The organism is Arthrobacter sp. R4 (assembly GCF_051365025.1).
In the GTDB taxonomy this organism is placed as follows: Bacteria; Actinomycetota; Actinomycetes; order Actinomycetales; family Micrococcaceae; genus Arthrobacter.
In genome coordinates this window covers 1-17,053 of the sequence record NZ_JBLWIJ010000038.1, presented here as the reverse complement: position 1 = coordinate 17,053, position 17,053 = coordinate 1, and the positions used below count along the sequence as shown (strand labels likewise).

At 60.1% G+C, this 17,053-nt stretch carries 10 protein-coding genes and 2 pseudogenes; 5 read left to right on the top strand and 7 right to left on the bottom strand.

Going from position 1 to position 17,053, the window contains the following annotated elements:
- Nucleotides 1–443 precede the first annotated feature (443 nt).
- A pseudogene (locus ACLKOZ_RS20390) lies at nt 444–1,151 on the top strand (ROK family protein); the annotation flags it as partial.
- Between the two features lie 54 nt (nt 1,152–1,205).
- On the opposite strand, the pseudogene ACLKOZ_RS20385 reads toward ACLKOZ_RS20390, so the two are convergent.
- Nucleotides 1,206–1,762: pseudogene (locus ACLKOZ_RS20385) on the bottom strand (ATP-binding protein); the annotation flags it as partial.
- A gap of 191 nt (nt 1,763–1,953) precedes the next feature.
- Entirely contained in the window at nt 1,954–3,225 is a 1,272-nt protein-coding gene (locus ACLKOZ_RS20380; protein ID WP_436477838.1) for an MFS transporter, read from the bottom strand.
- Nucleotides 3,226–3,245: 20 nt separating this feature from the next.
- On the opposite strand from ACLKOZ_RS20380, the gene ACLKOZ_RS20375 reads away from it, so the two are divergent.
- On the top strand, nt 3,246–3,773 hold the full coding sequence (locus tag ACLKOZ_RS20375) for a hypothetical protein (RefSeq protein ID WP_436477836.1): 528 nt from the start codon (nt 3,246–3,248) through the stop codon (nt 3,771–3,773).
- A 903-nt stretch (nt 3,774–4,676) separates the two neighbouring features.
- Here the strand turns inward: ACLKOZ_RS20375 and ACLKOZ_RS20370 are convergent.
- The 3 genes from ACLKOZ_RS20370 to ACLKOZ_RS20360 are packed head-to-tail and all read right to left on the bottom strand — an operon-like array spanning nt 4,677 to nt 7,501.
- Entirely contained in the window at nt 4,677–5,477 is an 801-nt protein-coding gene (locus tag ACLKOZ_RS20370) for an ATP-binding cassette domain-containing protein (RefSeq protein WP_436477834.1), read from the bottom strand.
- A complete protein-coding gene (locus ACLKOZ_RS20365) occupies nt 5,455–6,423 on the bottom strand; it encodes a sugar ABC transporter substrate-binding protein (protein WP_436477832.1) in 969 nt (322 codons plus the stop codon). Before ACLKOZ_RS20365 ends, ACLKOZ_RS20370 begins: the two co-directional genes overlap by 23 nt.
- 34 nt (nt 6,424–6,457) lie before the next feature.
- Entirely contained in the window at nt 6,458–7,501 is a 1,044-nt protein-coding gene (locus ACLKOZ_RS20360; RefSeq protein ID WP_436477830.1) for an ABC transporter permease, read from the bottom strand.
- A 1,565-nt stretch (nt 7,502–9,066) separates the two neighbouring features.
- Here ACLKOZ_RS20360 and ACLKOZ_RS20355 point away from each other — a divergent pair.
- A complete protein-coding gene (locus ACLKOZ_RS20355; RefSeq protein WP_436477828.1) occupies nt 9,067–9,249 on the top strand; it encodes a hypothetical protein in 183 nt (60 codons plus the stop codon).
- Nucleotides 9,250–9,547: 298 nt separating this feature from the next.
- Nucleotides 9,548–10,132 (top strand): hypothetical protein, encoded by a 585-nt coding sequence (locus tag ACLKOZ_RS20350; RefSeq protein WP_436477826.1) that lies wholly within the window; start codon nt 9,548–9,550, stop codon nt 10,130–10,132.
- A 60-nt stretch (nt 10,133–10,192) separates the two neighbouring features.
- Here ACLKOZ_RS20350 and ACLKOZ_RS20345 read toward each other — a convergent pair whose 3' ends face one another.
- On the bottom strand, nt 10,193–10,441 hold the full coding sequence (locus ACLKOZ_RS20345) for a helix-turn-helix domain-containing protein (RefSeq protein ID WP_436477824.1): 249 nt from the start codon (nt 10,439–10,441) through the stop codon (nt 10,193–10,195).
- A 294-nt stretch (nt 10,442–10,735) separates the two neighbouring features.
- Nucleotides 10,736–13,378 (bottom strand): DEAD/DEAH box helicase, encoded by a 2,643-nt coding sequence (locus ACLKOZ_RS20340; protein WP_436477822.1) that lies wholly within the window; start codon nt 13,376–13,378, stop codon nt 10,736–10,738.
- Between the two features lie 119 nt (nt 13,379–13,497).
- Between ACLKOZ_RS20340 and ACLKOZ_RS20335 the strand changes: the two genes are divergently transcribed.
- Entirely contained in the window at nt 13,498–16,908 is a 3,411-nt protein-coding gene (locus tag ACLKOZ_RS20335) for a helicase-related protein (protein ID WP_436477820.1), read from the top strand.
- Nucleotides 16,909–17,053 lie beyond the last annotated feature (145 nt).

Genomic DNA, 17,053 nt, shown 5'->3' with positions numbered 1-17,053 from the left:
TGGGTGACTTCTGTCAGACACTCCTGGGCGCCAAAACCGACGCAAAAACCGCCCTGACCAAACTCCAAAACGAAATCAAGTCAGTCATATCATGAGCTCCTCATCACTTGGGCACTTCGGGGCTGGCTTGCCCGGCTGAATCCTGAACGCACCGGGGATCGAAGGCCATTCTCAAGGCCTCCTCCGGAGGGCATTAGCGGATTCATCGCGACGACCCCTTGGCAGGCTCTTCGAGCAGCCTGGGGGTCGTCGTCATTGAAGCTTGAAGCTCCATTACTACCGTTCAGTTGTCCCAGAACACGGACGTGGTGGAACTAACATCTCTCCCTGATTTTCGGGCCAAAGCCGGATCGGAAAAGCATGTACTACGGCCCAGGTGAGGTTCTCACCCTCATGGCTCCGGTGAGGCAAGAACACGAAGAGACATTCAGATACGAACTGGTATGTCCCGGGCGAGCACTGCCAAGCGCGTTGATTCCCTGTTGGGAGCGGGACTTATGTGCGACGCGGGCGGTGATCACCCTACGGGCGGGTGCCGGCCTGACAGCTTGGCCTTCAATGCACGCCATGCCATCCTCCTGTCCACAGTGTTGGGCACTGTTTCCAGCAGTGTCGCGCTGATTGACGTGGACGGGTCAAAGATCGCCGAGCACCGGCTGAATACAAAACTCGCCGATGGCCCCGACATAGCGTTGGCCGCCGTTATCGAGGCAGCCAGAAACCTCTTGGCGAAAGCGGAGCCGAGGGGCGCGCCGGCGGGGTTCGGGCTATCGCTTCCGAGCTCAGTCGATCCGCGTCCTCAGCAGTCAGCGCTTTCGCCTCTGCCTCCTGGTTGGCACAACTACCCAGCGAGGGAGGTGCTCAAGGGGATATTTCGGGTACCCGTGCTAATTGGGAGTGACTTCAACTTCAGAGCACTGGGGGAGTACAGGTACCGGTTTGCCGGAGAAGAGAGCTTTTGCTTCGCACTAGCATCCTCCTGCATTACGTCCACCCTTGTCATAGCGGGGAAAGTATATGGGGGAGTGGACAGAGTTCCGGGTCGAATTGGCCACGTTCCGGTAGCTGACTTCTCTGACCAAGAATGTGAATGCAGCCGGTATGGATGTCTTAATGCCGGTGTGAGCTCTAAGGCCATCGCCCACAAGGCCTTGAGATTAGCCCTCCCGGCTTCCTCAGGGCAGGACTTGAGCGCTGTCTTTGCCGTAAACCACGTTTTCCAGCGCGCGCTGGGAGGCGCTGCGGGCGGCGTACTCTATGTCCGCCGGGGAGAAGCCTTCGGTTTTTTTACCAGCAGTTCCACGTCCACGGTGTCCACCACAGGCGCGGGGATGAAGCGCTGCCACATGGCCTCGCGGGCCTGCCGGTCGGGAAGGCCGATGGGGATGACGTAGTCGAACCGGCCGTGGCGCAGGAAGGCGGAGTCCAGGGCGCGGATGAAGTTCGTGGCGCACACCAGCAGCCGGCCCGGCTGTTCGCGGAAGGCCGGGATGATCTTGAGGAGCTCGTTGGTGACGCCCTGCAGCGGCGAGGGCGGTTCACCCGAGCGCTGTGAGGCTATTTCCTCCACCTCGTCGATGAACACCACGGCGTGTTCCAGTTCCGCGATCTCCAGGAAGGTCTCGCGCAGCGCGCCCGCCAGGCCCTGCGGGTCCGCGGCCAAGCGGGACGGGAACACCTCCACGAAGGGCCACTCCAGGCGCGAGGCGATGGCTTGGGCGAAGGTGGTTTTGCCGGTACCCGGCGGGCCGAAGAGCACCACGCGTCCGACGGCGGCACCCACCACCTGCTCTCCCTGCACCGCCAACACTGCATGGTCCTTTTCGCACGATGCGAGGACTTCGGATCCGCCAACCGGTCATTCCGTCTCTCCCTTGCGTCGAAAGTTTGTGTTAGCGAGCGAGGCATCCGCTGACTAGTCCGGAAAATAGGAGCAAGTAGTTCCCCTGACACTTACAACTGCGTGCTAGAGCTTGGCTGTGCTGCCGGTGTGGGGGCTTCCGTTCTCGCTTCAGTCATGTGGCTCTTGGGCTCCCGTACGATGGGTGCGAGGAAAATTCCTATGATGCAGAATACGAGTGGGACCAGGAATGCCACCGTGAGGTCAAACTTACCGCCCAGCCATCCGATGGCGGCCGGTCCGGCCAGGAGCCCCACATAGCCAGAACTCACAACGCGTGAAAGGGTCTTGCCGGCGTCCGACATGCCGATGTTGCCGGCTGCGGTGTAGACCTGCGGGACAATTCCAGACAATCCCAATCCAAACAGCATCCAGCCAAAGATCGAGATGCCATAGAGCGGCGATACGACCACAATTAGCATTCCGAGCCCAGCGGCGATGGATCCAAACCTGACGACGTTTACAGGGCCTACCGCGTGGGACACCCTGTCGGCGCAGAGTCTGCCAACTGTCATGGCGGCAGCAAAAGCTCCGTACGCCAATGCTGCGGCGGACTCAGACGCATGCAGGTGTTCGACTGTTTGAAGTGCGCTCCAATCGTTTGCAGCGCCTTCCGAGAGCAGCACCAGGAAAGCCAGCAGTGCCAAGGCCAGCACGCGGCGTCTGTCCTTGGGCTTCACGCTGCGGTCAGTGGCTTGCTCGGCTTGCTTGGAAACTTTATGCCGGGTTTCGAGCGCTTGTTCCTTTGCCACGTTCAATAGGGCAGGTCCAGAAAAGATAGTGCCAACGGTCCCAACCAAGCAAGCTGCGAGCAGTGTCCACGGCAAATCCAGCCCGATAGCTTGGGTTGCCGCTCCCGCAACTGCACCAAGTGCTCCGCCAAGAGAGTAGAACGAATGGAAGGCGGACATGATGGGCCGGCGGTAGCCCCGTTCCACTAGGACCGCATGCTGGTTCATAGCCACGTCGGTGATTCCATGCCCAAGACCGAAGATGAAGAGAGCGAGCCCAAGAGTTACGGCGTCGGTTGCCAACCCGGGCAAATTTACGGTGGCCAGCAGCATCCCCAAGCCTAAAAGAGTGGAAATTCTGCTGCCGAGCTTACGAATGAGCAATCCAGCAAATTGCATCGAAATCAGAGCGCCCAAGCCTAAGAGGAGGATCAGAACACCGAGGATGGCGTGATCGGTAGCAGTGCGTTCCTGAATGTCTGGGATGTTTACGAGCCAGATCGCAGTCAGGAAGCCCACGATGGAAAAAGCGCCGAAAACGCCCCATCGTGCTCGTGAGAGCTGAAAGGACGTGGGGCGCGCAAACTCAGACATAGGGTTTACTTTCGGTTGTTGTGGTCCTTGCGGTCCGGAAAGCGAACGAGAACGAAAGTGGATTACTTTCGTTCAATCACGAAGCGGTAGCGTTGGACAGCGGCACATCCTGCGTCCGCAGGGCAAGAGCTTTCGCCGGGCGGCGTCTGACCGTCATGCCCTTTTCGCTCCAAGCCACCATGGAACTTTTTGGTGAGCCGAGCATAGATCTCATCACTCCGGGGGGTGCTGTCAACGCCGAGGAAGGCTCGATCGTCGGCCCACTTGCGGAAGCATCGGTCCGGGCCCTCCGCTTTGATACAGCAATAATTTCCCCTTGCGGAGCTTTGCCGGCGGACGGGGCTACTGCCCATGACATCCAGGATGCATCTGTGAAACGGGCAATCATCTCCGCTGCTAGGAGGACAATACTTGTGGCCGGCGGCAGCAAGTTCTGCGCTCTGCGATGGCCGCAGTGTGCCCCCTTTCAGCATTCGATGTTCTGGTTACGGATAGGTCGGCTCCACTTGGAGTCATCGAGCAACTGCGCGCGGAAGACGTGGAAGTAATCGTCGCGTGATTAGGCCAGTGGGAATGTAGGAGTTGAAGCACCCACGCACCGCATGATTGCCGGTCGCGAAACGTGTTTTCGGCAGCTGCCCTGGAGGTCCAGCGGAGGACAAGTTCAAGGTGATCTCCGCTCCATCGATCTGGGACGCTGCACAATTGCGTGGGCTGAGATTAGGCCTTACGAGGAGTGCATCTCGATCGTCCCATGGTCAACGAATGCACGCGTGGGCTCGATTCGCCAGGCCGCCTTGTGCAGTATGGTCGCTATCTGGCTCCGCATCCGGGCTTCCGCGGTGGTTTTGCGTGTGGAAATGAAAACTGGCGCGTGAGGCAATGCGCTGCGAGGCTCTTGGTCCAGCCCGCTGAAGAGCATGAAGGCCATCATTTCGTTCAACTTCTTTTCCTTACCTTTGATTCTCACACCCGAGCCGCTCTTCCCAGAGCCGTAGCGGGGTGATGCGCAGTGCGATACGACGTTCAAGGGCTGCGTATACCCACGTCAGACACCTTGCAAAGTTAACCTTTTGTATTTCATTGATTGTTCCCTATTGTCTTATGGATTCCTAATGAAACCCTTCCTTCTGAACGCCACGGGCGGCTTATTCGGGCTAGGGGGCGTCGTGGCACACGGTTCCAGCGCGCCCTTACTGGCCGTGTCCGCTCTAACCGGGCGCCAGGCAGGCGTAGGAAAACCTAGTGCGCCAAGGGTGAGGTGAGATGTCAGGCCACTTAACCAGCCTCAGCCGCTAGCAGGCATTACGACGCCGGCTGGTTTGAAGGCTCAACGCGACGACTGCCGTTACGGTGGCCACCGCCCAGATTACAGGCGGCTCCAAATTTTAGTCACACGGGCGATGCCGCGTCCCGCCCTCGCTTGGAGTGAGGGTGGGACGCGGCATTTTCTAAGGGCCGGTGGCTCCGGTAATCATTGACACAATCTCATCAGGGGTTGTCTCGTTCGTTACCCGTGACCCGACGACTTGTCCGCGTCGAAATACGTACACGCGGTCCGTCAGTTCCATGACTTGCTGCATATTGTGGCTGACGATGATGACAGCAACTCCACGCGCTTTGAGGTTCCGGATTATGTCGTGGACGTGACCCGTCTCCTGGAGTCCTAGGGCGGCGGTGGGCTCATCCATGATTATCAGGCGGGAGCCCCAGCCGGCAGCGCGGGCGATGGCGATGCCTTGCCGCTGGCCGCCGGAGAGCCCGCTGACGATCGCATTTACCTTCGGCACATTCACGCCGATCTCGCTGAGGAGTTCGATGGAGCGCCGTGCCATCTTTTTGCGATTCAGTACGCTCAAGCCGCCGAACTTGAAGGCCATTTCCTCCCGTCCCAGGAACAGGTTGCTCATGACGTTGAGGTCATCCGCTAGCGAGAGGTCTTGGTAGACCGTTTCGATTCCTGCCTCACGCGCGTCGACCGGAGTGGCGAAGTCGCGCGTCTGCCCGCCGAAGTGGATCGTTCCGGAGGTGGGAGGCTGGGCACCGGCCAGGATCTTTACGAAGGTTGACTTGCCGGCTCCGTTGTCTCCCATGATGCCGATGTGCTCCCCTGGGGCGACTTGTATCGTGGCGTTCTCGAGGGCTTTGACACCTCCGTAGTGCTTGGAGATGCCGCGGGCATCGAGGAGGAGCTCACGTCCTTCGGAGTCCTGCCCGTGGAGGTCAGGGTCAGTAAGCTGCCGAGATTTCATTGACGTTCTCCTTCGTGATTTTCTCGATCGGCACCAAGACCTCCGGGGCCATCTTTCCGCCGTCGAAGTGGGTCTTGATCTCTTTGATCGCCGCATCTGACATGGCTCGCGGGAACTGGGCGATCGCTCCGTAGAGCTCACCGGACTGGATAGCTTTCCGGACTTCTTCCGGGTAGTCCGTAGCAATGACCTTGATATCTTCCCGGCCCTTGCTCTTGGCGATCACAGAGGCGGCAGTGACCTGCGGCCCATGGGACACGAGCGCCTTGAGCTCGCCGGGCCCATACTTCACCAGCCAGTCCTGAGTGAGGGACACCGTTTTGTCCTGCAACCAGTTGTCGGGCTGCGACTCGACAATCTCGATGTCCGGAAAGTCCTTTAGCGCCTCGCGGAGCCCATCGGAACGTCCGAGCTGGGCCGTGCTGCCGAGCACGCCGGTCTGCTCGGCGAGGGCCCCCTTACCACCCATCGCCTCTGCTGCCAGCTCACCGAGGCCTCGTCCGATCTCGATCTCATTGGCGCCTATGAACGAGGTCAGGCCAACCTCATCGCTTAGGTCCAGGCTGAAGGCCATCACTGGGATGTCGCGTTCCATGGCACGTTTTACGGGCTCCGCCAGGCTCTGCTCGTCCGGCGGAACGATGACGATGGCGTCCATGCCTTGGGAGGTAAAGTCGTTGATAGTGCTGATCATTTGGCTGATATCGCCGCGACCGTCAATGACGGTGACGTTGATGCCATTCTCCTTTCCGCTGGTCGTCATCTCGTCAGCAGCGGCAGCAAGCCAGGCGTTTCCCGTCATATTGTGGATCAGAAATCCGACCTTTTTCTCGTCTGAGCTCGCTGAACTCGCTGAGCCGGAACCGCAGGCGGCGGTGCCGGCAAGCAGAATGCCTGCAACGAGCATGGTTCCGGCAGTACGCATACGGGTGAATCGTGTGGTCATGGTTAATTGGACCTTTCGTGGTGGAGGAGAGGGACTACTTCTGACTGCGGAAGCGCCGCCAGGATTCAAAACTGACGGCAGCAATGACTGCCGCGCCTGTGATGGCCGGCTGCCAGAAGGCTGAGATGCCATAAAGGTTCAGGGCGTTGGTGAGTACCGTGAGCACGAGGACGCCGATGACGGCAGAGCTGACGCCTCCGACGCCGCCAGTCAGAGGTGTGCCACCGATGATGACGCTGGCGATTGCCAGGAGGGCCCACTGCTGGCCTGCCGTGGGATTGCCGATGCCGGCCATGGTGACGAGCAGGATCCCTGCCAGCGCCGCCATCACACCGCCGATCGTGTAGACGGCGATCAATACGCCGTTGACCTTGACGCCAGAGCGACGGGAGCCTTCCTTGTTGCTGCCCACTGCGTAAATGTGCTGGCCAAAGAGGGTCTTGCGGAGGATAAAGTACGTAATTGCGATCGCCGCAAAGAACACAAGGCTGGGGAAGCCGACACCGAGGAACGAGATGAGTCCGAGGTCAATCCATTCTCCCGGCAGCAAAGAGAGCGGTCGGGCTCCCGTTGCAGCGAAGGTCAGGCCCATGACGATGGCCTGCGTACCAAACGTCGCTACGAAGGGGTTAATGCCCAGTCTGGCAATCAGCACCCCATTGAGGAATCCGACGGCAAGTCCGACCACGAGTCCGGCGAGAATGCCGGGGGCAACTCCTGCCTGCAGGGAAACCGCCGCGGCTGCACATCCGGACGCCGCAGCGACCGCCCCCACGGAGAGATCGAACCCCCCAGAAACGATCATTAGCTGCATGCCGAGGGCAATACAGCCGATAAGGGAAGCCTGCTGAAGGATATTGAGGATGTTCTCGGGTTCGCGGAACGTTGGGTTGGCGATCGCCAGGACGGCTACTGCCGCTACCAGTACGCCCAACATCGCCCGCTGAACGATGTCCCCGGGCGTACGGGGATGAAAGTACCTATAAATGAATCCACCCTCAGAGTCTCGTTCATGGATCTCTGCGGGGGCATTCGCGCGCGGTGCTATGACCAGTTCTGCGTCCGTTGTGTTGTTCATGGTCGTATGCCGTTCGTTGACTGATGTGTTGGTGATTAGGTCGTAAGTCGCATCTCTGGGGTATGGCGTCGGCTAGCGGTCGCTGGTTTAGCGCGACCTGACGGGGATTTTTGACGTGCTGTAGGAACCCCGTCGCAGACCTGGGTCGAAACTCTTGGGATGTGGGGCGGCCATATGTCACCTTCTTTCCGCTTCTAAAGGCAATCCAACGAGACCTAAGGAAAAGGAAACCATATGGATTTCGAGTATTGCCCGCACTAAGACTTATGTAACGGTGGTCACACCATGGCACCTCTTTGGGGTGGAGTCAAGGGGGCTGCGGCACTGTTAAGTTGATTCCTGCGCTGGCTCATCCTCGGGTTTCAGGGCCAAGCTCGGTCGTGCATGGGGCTGCAAATCTGACGCATAGGGCGGCTCGGGGTGGATTTTGTGAAACGTACTTAGGCAATTTCCCCACTCCTCTGCATCGGAGGAATACGCGCAGGCGCGGGACTGACTGATGGACGTTGGCGGGACAAGGAGGCCTCACTGAGCCTTGGCACGAACAACCAAAGAGAACCCTTTGCTTCCTGTAGATTTTTGCCTATAGTGTTATGCAATCCACTTCCAAGACAGGATCTTGTGCAAGGAGAGTTGTCATCACCGATAACCCTTCCGGCATCACGCGTGTGGTCTGGAGTGGGACCTTGCCACTGGGCCTGCAAGTTCCGGAGCGCCAATAGCCGCCCTTATGAAGGCTGGTTGCTGTGGCAACCATCACCGGGCCTTGAAACGCGCAGAGGCCACGGGATCACTTGCGCGACGATGGGCCCGCTTGGCGAGGGTAGGTATCGACGACGTGCTACCCATACGACGACGTGAAGCGTCACGTCCTGAATGAAAAGAAAAAGGTGAGCGGCATTGTTGGCAGTCCCATCAACTATCACGATCAATGCAAAAGACTCGGCTTCCAGAGACCGACAACTTGAGCAGGCTACTTCGTTGCTCCGCGGCAAGGCTACTAGTTGCGGCATCCTCGTAACCAGGGTCGATTTCACAACATTCACGATCGCCCTTAGCCCCCAGGTCGCGTACGGCCTCACCCGGGAAGTCGATCTATTGTGAAGGCGGGCAGGAATGCTGGGCACCCGGGGGAATTATCCGCGCCGCCACTACTGTCCTGTAGCCACTGATCGGCCACATCGTGACAAAAACACGGTAGATGCACTGCGCGTACGGCGGTGCGGCCCGGATGCTGCACAGGGTGGTCAACATTGTTCAGGGCGGGGACTTCTCTGGGCCGTCCACTGCCCTGCGGCCCGCTAACGATGTTGCTTGGGCGCCTTACGCCGCCGGCTAGCCGCTCTTGACGTCGTTGGAACAGACAAATCCTGCACCCGGGGTTCGCGGCCCACACCGTGCTCGTGCTTTGGCTCTGCTCATGGTTCCATGACAATAGGGGAGTGAACGACGGCGGCAAACTAGTTTTCGCACGGGCCTGGAGCGATGACGCGGTAGCGATGTCCAACCTCGCGCGAGCCGCGTACGAAATCTACGTTGACCGCATAGGTCGTGAACCTGCGCCCATGATCGAGGATTACCAGGCGGTGGCTGAGAACGGCGGAGCCCTGCTGGTGTGGCGAGGAAGGTCGCTCCTAGGCATGCTCATCACGAAGATAGAGGAGGACGCGGTCCTCAAGCCGAAGCCGAACAGCTGGCGCGCGACACGGGCCGACAGCTTCTTCGGCTATACACGAACGAAGCAATGAGCGAAAATCTCGACTTCTATCACCGGCTACAGGCGAGTGTTTTTCACCCAAGCCAGTGAGCAAAAGCCCTTGTGCTTTAGGCCAACTAAGTTCCCGCGTCGTAAGCCGGAGATCCGGGAGAAAGCGCCCGAATGGGGCCGGGAAGCGGCCCTTTCGCCGGCGCTCCCCCGCCTATTTTAGTTCGCCGATAATTGTGATTATGTCAACTAAAGTTGCTTTAGCCACTCCGCTTGTCAACAAGAGTTGTCATCGCTCATACTGTCACTGTAGCAATTGGCGGCCGATGGAGGGAAGCGCGATGGGCTGGTTTACCGAGGGCAGCGAGCATGAAGGCTATGTGGTCTGTGTCTTCGCGGACGGTATGTACGGGTCCGGCGGCAGGTATATGGAGATAGACCTGATGACGCCCGAAGGCCGGCCGGTCGCACATGAGAATGAGCCGGGCAGCGACGCATGGCGCCCGCCGTCGCAGGTGGTCGGATGGCGGGTCGCCTGCAGCTGCGTTCCGTTCCGGGAACACGTCATCCTGGACCCGTTGTGGACGCGGGTCTGGGATCCGGCCGACGAGGACTTTGCCGCGGGGCGCATCTACGCCGGTCCGCCGGCCAGCGCGGACGCCGCTGATATCAGCGACCGGGAGGACCTGGAGCCGCTGTTTCTGGATGTGTGGCACCGCCATATCGCCCCGGACCTGTCGCTGCACCGCATCCGCACCCTGGGCGGGAGTCTCAAGGAGCTTGAGGCCCAGCTCGATGAAGCTGTGGCCACCGCAAGGGCGGGGGGTGTTTCCTGGGAAAAGATCGGCAGGGCCTTCGGGATCAGCCGGCAGGGTGCCCAGAAACGCTGGGACGCTGTATCCGCGGATGAGCGCACGCCAGCGTAGGACACTTGTAGCGACGCCGGACCGCCCCGGAGGACAAGGGCTTCCGCCCCTCCTGCGTCCCTATTCCCCTTCCGGCACGTCGTCCGCCAGTTCGCCCGCGGCGATCTGCTCCGCGGTGCGCCGGTATGCATCTGCGATATAGTCCTCGAGATCCTGGCGGCCGATGCGCCAGAGGCCCCGGGCTCCAACCTGAAAAGCGCGAAGCTCTACAGTTTGAATGAGGTTCCGGATGAGGCTGCTTTTGGAGCTCAGTTCTTCGGCGACCTGCTCTATGGTCAAAAAGCGGCGCTTGCCGTGTTCAGCGGTCACCCGGAAATCCTAATGGAGCAGCATCCAGCCGGGGTCAGTTTGCGGGCCCCGGCCATCCGGTGAGATTTCCTGGGCTGGACGGCCTGAAGGGCTTACCGGTTCATGCCCTTTTAGAGGAGCTTGTCGGGCCGTTGGCTCCGCGCGTCTTGCGGGCCTTTGCAGGCCTTAATCCGTGCCTGTACTGCTTCTCGGTCGGCCAGGCCTTCCAAGCGGCGGCCTGTGCCCGGATGGCGGGCTACCTTACGGCGGCTTGTTCGATCAGCTGCCAGCTGTGACTGTCAGTTCGATATGTCGCTAGTGACTGTTGGCGTTTTGACTGAAGAGACGTTCTCGTTCTGCGGCGATGATGTCGCGTGCCAGCTCTGCTTCGGAGATGTCGAAGGCTTCAGGGGCACTGTCGGCTGTTTCGCTGACGCGGGCGAAATCGTCGAAGAGTTGCTGCTTGCGGGCGAGGATCTCAGTGATTCTCTGGTCGACGCCCTCTTCGGAGAGCAGTCGGTGGACCTGGACTGTCTCGAGTTGGCCCATGCGTCGAGCCCGTGCAATCGCCTGCCACTCGGTCGTAGGTTTGAGTTGGGGTTCGCAAATCACGACCACTGACGCTGCTTGAATATTGAGACCGACCCCGCCGGCGATGATCTGGGAGACCAGCACTGCACCGTGTCCTGCGGCTGAGAACTGATCGACCATGACCTGTCGAGCGGCGGCCGGCACGGATCCTGTCAGCGGACCAAACACCCTGCCGGGAAGGGCTTGGGTGACCTGGTCAAGCACATCGCGAAATTGCGAGAACACGATGACGCGTCGGCCATTGTCTTCGGCCTCCTGGACTATCTCGACGAGACGCCCCATTTTCACGGACTTGGCGCCGCTCGTCATTGCGGCCCGGCGCATGGCCATGAAATTCCCAGTCGCAACGGCATTGACGTAGGCGGCCGTGTCCTCTTTCGAGAAGGGGAGCCATTCGTCTGTCTCGACCTTCTCGGGGAGCTCGGTGAGAACATCTTCCTGGTTGCGGCGAAGGTAGGCTGGCGCGACCTGGCGCCGGAAACGGTGCGGTGCCAGGTCGCCGTCGTCGACTACGAGATCGGGCCGAAGGTAGCCAACAAGATTTCGGAACTCGTCGATGCGGTTTTCCAGTGGCGTTCCAGTCAGGAGAACGGCGTGCCCCGTCCGGCCGATCATCGCCGCAGCCCTCTGGGATCGTTGGGCGAAGGGGTTCTTGATGTAATGCGCTTCGTCGACTACGACGCATCCGAGGGTGACGAGATCAAGAACATGGGGTTCAAACCATGCAAGGGTTTCGAAAGTGGTCACGGCGACCCCGCCGTTTCGGAGCCAGTTGCGTACGCCTGCCGCTCGCGCGGGCCCGTGAACACGGTGTGGTCGGAGCTTGGACTTGGAGTTGACCTCACGGACCCAGTTGGTCACGACAGCGGCCGGACAAATTACGAGTGAGTGGCTGGCACCTTTGGAACGAAGGTGGGCGAGCACAGCGAGTGCTTCGACGGTCTTTCCCAGGCCCATTTCGTCACCGATGATAACTTTGCGCTGGACGAGGGCGAACCGGGCACCGAAGCTCTGGTAGCCGCGGAGCGACGCTGACAAATGCCGGGTGTCGAGTTCGAGCCTACGTACGGCCTCGACAATGTCGTCAGGGAGGTCGCCGTGAGCCTTCTGCTCATCCTCGGTGATGAAGCCAAGTTCGGAGAGAAGCGCGAAGTAGTCCGCGGGCCGAAGGAAGAAATCGGCCCAGGGATCCGCCGCTATAGTCCCAGCCCCTGTTGGCCCAGTTTGCGCAGAGCGGCGAGTGACTGCCTGTACTGCTCCGGAAAATTCCAATACGGAGCGATCACAGGCGAGGACGGCAAGGTGCGCGACGTGGTGATCAAGAGCCTGAGCCAGAGGAGTAAGAGAGTCTTTCAGCGCCAAGTCGTCGTTGGCACTCCTGGTCTGCCGTACGGCGTCCCACGCGGCGAGCCTTCGAAGTAGTTCGCCGGCTTCAAGTGTGCGGTTCTTGATATCGATCCGAACGGGCGTTTCTTCGTATGTTGTCTGCCATAGTGACTGCGCCGCCCCGCGCATTCGGGTGGCCGTCGTTGCGCCGATCCCCGGAAGCTGTGACAACTGGGCCCCGCGGTCGAGGACGGCCTGGACGGTGTTAAGGCCTGCTTCCGTGAGCGGCCCGATGCGCAGGCGATCCCGCGTCGCTTCTTTAAGTCGTTCCACCGGCATGTCGGCCAGTAGTCGCTGGACCTCGCGCTTGCGGACGGCCTCACCGGCAGCAATAGCAGCGCTCCGGAAGCGTTCTTCCTGACGTAAGGCAGCATTGATGGTCTCGATAGCATTGGGCAGGTGCGCGACGACCGCGGCCGGGAGCAGGTGCTGGCTGTTGCCAAGGTCTGCGAGCCGCCCACCCAGCCCGACCCAATCATCCAATGCAGCGGCGAGAGGGATCTCCAAAGGGGTATCGTCAGGACGACTGAGGCGATCGAGCAGGTGCGGGACACCAGCCGTAAGGGCCCACTGCCGGTAGTCGTTCAAGTAGGTGGCAGCAGCGGCACCGGCTTCCCGCGTCTTGCTACTTAGGAAGAATCGGCGTACGCCAATGACCCCTTTCGCGTCGTCGATTGCAGCAGCGACGTCTGATGTTAGAACGTCGACTGCTTTTCGTTCCTCCGGCTTGAGTTCCGGGAGATGGGCTTGTCGTGCGGCGTATGCCAGATAGGCACCATCCGCGGGCCGCAGCGGGATGATTCTCCATGCAAGCCGCCCCTCACACCACACGTCCACGGCTCTGCGGCGGAGGGAAGCAACGGCTTCGTCACCTGCCTTTTCCACCATTGCGCGGCGCGCCAGAACTGCGCGAGCCTGGACAAGCCACCGCACGGCCTCCTCAGAGGTCGCAAGGAGTAGCTGTCGTTCTTCCCGGTCCACGGCATTCCTTCATCGGTCGGCTTTGTTGCAAAGAGTAGTGCAGACCGCTGACGACCCCGGCGCTACTTTGTCTGTCAGGTCCGATACAGTTAGTCGGCTGTTGAATCGGAAGGTAAACGATGCTGCTGGAAGAGCTTAAGACCGGGTTGCGAATCGCTGGACTGATTCCAGCGGAGGTGATCACGGTCATCGCCGCGCAGTGGCACGGTGCCGACGCGCTCGAATTGACCTACAAGACCGCAGCGGGCGGCCTCGGCCAGCAAGTCGTCTTTCGTAAAGACCAGGACGCATTAAGCGTCGCGGAGACCGGGAGCCGCGCTTTCGACGGAAGTGCGGGTGATTTCAAACTCGTGGCCGAAGCCCAACGAATCTCGCTCGCGGGCTTGTTCGACCCGATGCTTGCCGTGGCCACCAGCGACGTGCAGCCGCTGCCGCACCAGATCCGTGCGGTGTACGGCGAACTGCTGCCGCGAACTCCGCTTCGTTTCCTCCTTGCTGATGACCCCGGAGCGGGCAAAACGATCATGGCCGGCCTTTACATCAAAGAGCTGATTTTGCGGGATGACGTGAAACAGTGCCTGATCGTCGCACCGGGCGGGTTGGTGGAGCAGTGGCAGGATGAGCTGTTCTTCAAATTCGGGCTGCGGTTCGATCTGCTGACGAACCAGTTGATCGACGCCAACGTCAATTTCAACGTCTTCGAATCTCATCCGCTACTGATCGCACGGATGGACCAGCTCTCGCGCAACGAACAACTCCAAGCCCAACTCAAAGAGACCGAGTGGGACCTGATCATTGTCGACGAGGCTCACAGAATGGGGGCGCACTACTTCGGCGGCAAGCTCGAGAAAACCAAACGGTTCCAACTCGGCGAGTTACTCGGAGAGATCACTCGGCACCTCCTCCTGATGACCGCGACCCCGCACTCGGGCAAGGAAGAAGACTTCCAGCTCTTCCTGACGCTGCTTGACCGCGACCGCTTCGAAGGTAGGAACAAGGTCACGGCTGATACCAGCGGGCTCATGCGCCGAATGGTCAAAGAAGACCTCCTCACCTTCGAAGGTAAGAAGCTCTTCCCCGAACGCATAGCCGAAACCGTTCCCTATCAGCTGACCTCGCTGGAGTACGAGCTGTATGAGCAGGTAACAAGCTATGTCCGTGAAGGTATGAACCGCGCCGACAGGGTCGGCGGCAAGCGGAAAAACACCGTCGGTTTCGCGCTCACCGTCCTCCAACGGCGTCTCGCGTCGAGTCCGGAGGCGATCTACAAGAGTCTGGTGCGCCGCTCGGAACGGCTGAAGCGCAAGAAGCAGGAAATCCTCAACGGAACCTACACCGAGTCCGAGCCCAGCATTGACCTCGAAGGCTTGGACGCCGAGGACTTCAACGCTGAGGAAACCGAAACACTGGAAGAAGAGCTCGTCGACGCGGCTACCGCGGCCCAAACGGTTGACGAGCTCAACGCCGAACTTGTCGAACTGTCAGGACTCGTAAACACCGCAAAGCATGTCCGCGACGCCGGCACCGACCGCAAGTGGGCTGAACTGTCCGCGATCCTCCAGGACAACGCGCTCATCACCGATAACAATGGTTGGCCGCGTAAGTTCATCATTTTCACGGAGCATCGGGACACGCTCGGTTACCTCCAATCTCGCATCAGTTCGCTACTGGGCAAGCCGGACGCAGTCAGGGCTATTCATGGCGGGGTACGGCGCTCCGAGAGGCGCCAAATCACCGAGGAGTTCACCAAGAATCGGGACTGCCAAATCCTTCTTGCCACCGACGCGGCCGGTGAAGGCCTCAATCTGCAAGCCGCGCACCTGATGGTCAACTACGACCTGCCGTGGAACCCGAACCGGATTGAGCAGCGCTTCGGACGCGTCCACCGCATCGGTCAGGAAGAAGTCTGCCGTCTTTGGAACCTCGTTGCCGCCAACACACGGGAGGGTGAGGTCTTCACGCGACTGCTGGAGAAGATCGAGGAGCAGCGTAAGGCGTACGGCGGAAAAGTCTTCGATGTCCTCGGCGAAGCCTTCAGCGAAACCCCGCTACGCAAACTGCTCATGGACGCCGTTCAGTACGGCGAACGACCGGAGGTGAAAGCCAAGATGCATGATGTTATCGACGCCAGCGTCGGTGACGGTCTCAAAGAACTCCTCGAGGAACGCGCACTCGCCTCCGAGCATCTCGCAGAGGCCGATCTTGCTGCGCTCCGTGCAGCAATGGACGAGGCTCGCGCCCGACGGCTCCAGCCGCATTACATCGAGTTGGCCTTCAAGACTGCATTCACCCGGCTCGGTGGACGCATTGTGAAGCGTGAGAAGGGCCGCTACGAGATTGCCAACGTCCCAGCCCAAGTCCGCGGCAGCAAGCACGGCCCGATGTCGACCAAATACGATAGGGTCACCTTCGACCTGCCCCACGTCCAACCCGACGGAATGGTCCGCGCAGATCTTCTTGCCCCCGGCCACCCCTTACACGACGCCGTCATGGACGAAGCGATCCGGCAATTCGGGGGTACTCTCAACCACGGCACGGTCCTGGTCTCCTCAACCTTGGATGAGCCACATTTGTTGGTTGGAGTCATCGAGGAAGTCGTAGATGCCACCGGAACAGGCATCGCGAGTCGCTTCGGCTACGCCTACGTGGACAGCTTCGGCACCGTTACCCCTGCCGGCCCTGCCCCCTATCTCGACTGCGTTGCCGCACCCGATTCTCCAGCGACCACCTCCGCTCGACAGCTCACATGGCTGCCGGACGCCGAGGACAAGGCCACGAGCTGGATCATCGCAAACCAACTCCCCGGTTATCTTGCCGAGGTGCAACCTCGCCGTAAGGCCGAACTGGATAAGACCCGTCTGCTTGTCACTAAGCGCCTCGAAAGTGAACGTGACCGCCTACTTCTTGATGCAGCAGTGGCGGGGGAAAAGGAGCGGGCAGGCGAGAAGGCCAAAGAATCTTCTGACAGTCTCAATCGCAAGGCCGTCGAACTCGATATCCGTCTCCGTAAGCGTCTGGAGCTGCTCGACCAGCAGGAACTGATGGCCACGAAGCCCCCGCGCATCCTCACAGCGGCGCTAGTGCTACCCGTTGGCATGCTCGAGGGCGATCTGCCGGCTGAAGCACCAATGCACGCGAAGGAGACCAAGGAGGTCGAGCGTCGTGGCGTTGACCTCGTACTTGCCAGGGAACGCGAACTCGGACGTATCCCCGTCGAACAAGCATTCAACAATCCTGGCTTCGACATCCTCTCCACCGCTGCGAATGGCGATACCTACCGGATCGAAGTTAAGGCCCGGATCGAAGGCGCCGATGACTTCTTCGTTACTCACAACGAAGTGATGACTGGGAAAAATGCAGCACCTCAGTACCGGCTTGCTCTCGTTCGCGTGGACCGGCGCGGAGCACAGCACGACGAGGTTCGTTACATCGACAATCCTTTTGCCACTACGGACCTTGGCAGTTTTGACGCCACCGGTATCCGTGGCGACTGGGCCAAGATGTGGCTCAAGGGAACAGCGCCTTTTTGACGTCGACTGCAATCACAAGTGTGGAGCGGCCACCTTGAGCCCGCAGACCGCAGCACCCCACCGGCGGAGCACGCAGCAGATACCCTGCTTCGCTCAAGTATGTTTAGACAGACAAGCCGCGATGCAAGCATCGCTTGGTCGAGTC